3 protein-coding genes are annotated in these 1,924 nt (G+C 73.4%); 2 read left to right on the top strand and 1 reads right to left on the bottom strand.

What is annotated here, in order from left to right; translation table 11 throughout:
• Positions 1-109 precede the first annotated feature (109 nt).
• Positions 110-451, top strand: coding sequence for an MmcQ/YjbR family DNA-binding protein (locus AB0I76_RS28900; RefSeq protein WP_357042016.1), 342 nt, complete (start codon positions 110-112; stop codon positions 449-451).
• 3 nt (positions 452-454) lie between these two features.
• On the opposite strand, the gene AB0I76_RS28895 is transcribed toward AB0I76_RS28900, so the two are convergent.
• Complete coding sequence (locus AB0I76_RS28895; protein ID WP_357042013.1) at positions 455-1,432, bottom strand: AraC family transcriptional regulator; 978 nt, start codon at positions 1,430-1,432, stop codon at positions 455-457.
• A gap of 145 nt (positions 1,433-1,577) precedes the next feature.
• Between AB0I76_RS28895 and AB0I76_RS28890 the strand changes: the two genes are divergently transcribed.
• Positions 1,578-1,924, top strand: a 347-nt coding sequence (locus AB0I76_RS28890) for an anthrone oxygenase family protein (protein WP_357042010.1), incomplete at its 3' end; no start/stop codon positions are given.

The raw sequence follows: 1,924 nt of genomic DNA, 5'->3' as shown, positions 1-1,924 counted from the left end.
GTGCCGGCGGTGGTGCCGGCGGAGGACCGGCCCGTCGAGCCGGCCGCGGCACCGGTCCCGGTCGGGCGCTGACGACCGCGCGGCACCCACCGGACGCTACGGTCGGGGCATGGTCACCGTCGAGGACGTTCGTGCCCTGGCGCGGACCCTGCCCCGCAGCAGCGAACACCTGATCCGGGACCGGGTGAAGTTCCGGGTCGGGTCGATCGTGTACGTCGCCTTCTCCCGGGACGAGACCACGATGGGCTTCGGTTACCCGAAGGAGGAGCGCGACGCCCTCGTCGCCACCGAACCACACCTGTTCTTCCTGCCCGGCCCGTCCGACCTGCGCTTCAACTGGGTGTGCTGCCGTCTCACCCCGCTGCCGCACGACCGCATGACGGATCTCGTCACCGAGGCGTGGCGGATGGTCGTACCGAAGTTCCTCGCCCGCCAGCGGCTCGGCTGCTGATCCTTACCAACCGCTACCACACAGCGAGGACCTGGCCGACTGACCGGATGTCTCGGCGCCCAGCCGGTGCTCCCGCGGGCTCACCCCCCGGACACGCTTGAAGGCGGTGCTCAACGCGAACGCGCTGCCGTAGCCGACCTGCCGGGCCACCGCCGCCACCGTGGTCTCGTCCTCGCGCAGCAGGTCGGCGGCGAGGTCCAGCCGCCAGTTGGTCAGGTAGGTCATCGGGCCCTCGCCGAGCAGGGCGGTGAAGCGCCGGGACAGGGCCGCGCGGGAGACCCCGACCTTCGACGCCAGGTTCACCACCGTCCACGGGTACGACGGCCGAGCGTGCAGCAGCCGGATCGCCGGGCCCACGACGGGGTCGTGCTGCGCGTGGTACCAGCCGGCGGCGGGCGCCCCCGCACCGGACAGCCAGGACCGCAGGACGCTCATCAGGAGCAGGTCGAGCAGGCGGTCCAGGATCAGCTCCTGACCCGGCTCGTCGCGGCCGAGGTGCCGGCCCAGCAGCTCGACCAGGGGCGCGTCGGCCGCCTCCGTCGCACGGGTGAGGACCGGGGGCAGCAGCCGCAGCAGCCGGCGGCTCAGCTCGCTGTCGACCTGGTACGTCCCGCTGAGCATGACGACGTCCCCGTCCTCCTCTCCCCAGGTCCGGATGCCCAGCCGCATCGCCTCGGCCAGGTCCCGCCCCTGCGGGCTCGTGCACCGTTGGTCGGGGTGCACGACGACCCGTACCGGGCGGCCCGGCTCGTCGGCGAGGGTGTAGCGGTCGGGCCCGCGCAGCAGGGCGACGTCGCCTGGCTCGATCCGCGCCGGTTCGCCGCCGTCGGGCACGATCCAGGCGTGCCCACGGACCATCGTGACCAGCGACAGGGGCGCCCGGTCCTCGATCCGGACCGACCAGGGCGGGGTGAGGATCGAACGGAGCAGGAAGGCTCCCCGTGCCCTCGGCTGGTCGAGCAACGCGGCGAGTGCGTCCATCGCCACATGCTAGACGGGCCCGGACCCCGCCCACCGGCACGCGGCACGCTCGCGCATGCGACCGAGTCGCCCGGACATGGCCCCGGCCGTGCCGGCGGCCTACCGTACGGCTCGACACGGTGGTGCTGGTCGGAGGAGGAGACACATGGCGACGGCGGTACTGGTTCTCGCGACGGTGACGACGGGCCTGATGGCCGGGCTCTACCTCGGGTTCTCCGTCGCGGTGATGCCCGCGCTGGCCCGGGTCGACGACGCGACCTTCGTCCGGGTCATGCAGCGGATCAACGACGCCATCCAGAACCCGCTGTTCGGTCTGGTCTTCGTCGGCGCGCTGGTCGCCGGCGGCGCCGCCGCCTGGTGGCACCTCGACCGCGGCGACGTGCGCTGGTGGGTCCTCGCCGGCGCCGTCGGGTACGCGGTCACGGTGGCGGTCACGGTCGCGGCGAACATCCCGCTGAACAACCGCCTGGACCGGGCCGGGCCGGTCGACCG

The sequence above is a fragment of the Micromonospora sp. NPDC049799 genome, assembly GCF_040656655.1.
In the GTDB taxonomy this organism is placed as follows: domain Bacteria; phylum Actinomycetota; class Actinomycetes; order Mycobacteriales; family Micromonosporaceae; genus Micromonospora.
Note: the sequence above shows the minus strand (reverse complement) of the source record. Positions and strands in the feature narration are given on the sequence as shown.

What these genes read in the sequence shown, in the direction of transcription:
- AB0I76_RS28895 (WP_357042013.1), bottom strand. Translation starts at nt 1,432, where the DNA reads ATGGACGCACTCGCCGCGTTGCTCGACCAGCCGAGGGCACGGGGAGCC.
- AB0I76_RS28900 (WP_357042016.1), top strand. Translation starts at nt 110, where the DNA reads ATGGTCACCGTCGAGGACGTTCGTGCCCTGGCGCGGACCCTGCCCCGC.